This window comes from Vibrio sp. OPT46, assembly GCF_015163535.1.
GTDB classification, from domain to species: domain Bacteria; phylum Pseudomonadota; class Gammaproteobacteria; order Enterobacterales; family Vibrionaceae; genus Vibrio; species Vibrio alginolyticus.
Map to the genome: position 1 here is coordinate 1 of NZ_JADDYG010000491.1, position 1573 is coordinate 1573.

At 38.7% G+C, this 1573-nt stretch carries 3 protein-coding genes and 1 pseudogene; 2 read left to right on the plus strand and 2 right to left on the minus strand.

All coding sequences use genetic code 11. The features are described 5' to 3' along the window. Both IQR33_RS33820 and IQR33_RS20690 read left to right on the plus strand, forming a co-directional pair. Nucleotides 1-102 (plus strand): annotated as a pseudogene (locus IQR33_RS33820) (nucleotide pyrophosphohydrolase); the annotation flags it as partial. Between the two features lie 146 nt (nt 103-248). Further along, nucleotides 249-746: a hypothetical protein gene (locus tag IQR33_RS20690; RefSeq protein ID WP_054824899.1), complete on the plus strand. Its 498-nt coding sequence runs from the start codon at nt 249-251 to the stop codon at nt 744-746. A gap of 162 nt (nt 747-908) precedes the next feature. On the opposite strand, the gene IQR33_RS20695 is transcribed toward IQR33_RS20690, so the two are convergent. Beyond that, nucleotides 909-1298: a hypothetical protein gene (locus IQR33_RS20695; protein ID WP_193844006.1), complete on the minus strand. Its 390-nt coding sequence runs from the start codon at nt 1296-1298 to the stop codon at nt 909-911. A 10-nt stretch (nt 1299-1308) separates the two neighbouring features. After that, a partial coding sequence (locus IQR33_RS33825) for a hypothetical protein (protein WP_228014040.1) occupies nt 1309-1573 on the minus strand: 265 nt, incomplete at its 5' end.

Here is a 1573-nt window from a genome sequence, read left to right on the forward strand (position 1 = left end):
GTCTTGTATTATGTTTGTGCTTTAGCCAATATTCACGGTGTAAACCTTGAGAAAACGCATGAACTAAAAGAAGTTTTGAACAAGGTTAAGTACAACCGATAGAACGCGTATAACAAATTGTTCAAGAGGGATTCAGCACGCGTGGCATTTTTACTATGCGTTGGTTTTAGTGATTAAGGCGGTATGCGGTAGCATTGGTGTTGCGTGCTTCACCCCTTAACAAGGCGTTATACGATTAAGAGGAAAATATGGAACAACATTACTTAAACTCTTCCTTTCGAGAGAAGCTAATCGAACACTCATTGATTAGCGAATTACTTAAAATGTCATGGAAAAATGGCAGTTGTTCCATCGAAATTTCCAAACCAGAAGTAGACAATCAAGGCTATGATCTAATCATGGAAGACCTTGGCGCTTTTCGTCATGTACAACTCAAAACTTCTCATATTGGTTCGAGCACAGCACGTCAAAAAATACATGTCGCTTTAGCTAATAAACCATCAGGTTGTGTCGTTTGGGTTTACTTTAACGAGACAACGATGGAGCTCGGTCCATTCTTGTACTTTGGTGGTGAGCCAAACAAAAAGTTGCCTGACATCAGTGATTTTCCTATTGCGAAACATACAAAAGGAAATGCAGAAGGTATCAAAAATGAAAGGCCATCAATAAGGGTTGTGTCAAAGCCAAAATTCGCAGTTTTGAACACGATAGAAGAATTGTATGAGGCGTTGTTCAAAATCGTATAACAAACTGTTTAAGAGTGATTCGCAACGCGTGGCATTTTTACTATGCGTTGGTTTAAGTGATTAAGGTGATATGCGGCGGCATTGGTATTGCGTTGCTCACACCTTAACAGGGCGTTATGTGCCTTATTCATTTAGTACAAATGGCAATGATTAGAGTATCTATTAGTTAAGCGATGTCACCAATAATTTAGCTGATACTATTGCAGCTCTGATCTTTTCTATCGTGTCAGAAGACAGTTTGACGGTATCTGCTGTTTGCGAAATTCGTGTGAGCCATTTGTTAACCCTACTCTGAGTAGGCTGGTCTTCGTTTAGTTCATCAGTGAGGTCTTCTATATTGCTTGTTAAACTAGCAGCGTCTTCAACGTCCTTTAATGAGTTTACAATGTCCGTTAGTTCTTGAATTAGTTTGTCTTTTGCAAAATTGAATCCTGCTTTATTTTCGCTCGCTTTAATATTTGTAGTATTCTCAGCTTCGAGAAATTCAGTTGATGTAGTTTCGTTTTTGGTTAATGTGACATTGTCACAATTTTTGAGCTTGAACATTGTCATACCGAGGGTCCTATTTATATGGATTGTATTTCATGGCGCGTAAATAATTAAGCGCATAAAACATTGGAATAGACAGGTGGGTGTTATTACTTATCTGGATTTCATGTGGGAAATATGAGTAATTCTGTTTAATGCTTCGGTGTTGATTGTTTGAAAAGTTCAGCTCTGTACAGTTTTCAGCATCGATACCTGTTTTGGTATTCATTGACATGCCTTTGACGCTAATCCCTCGTGAGTCTCTTGCAACTATAGCCGCATCGAAGCCACTGATGCTG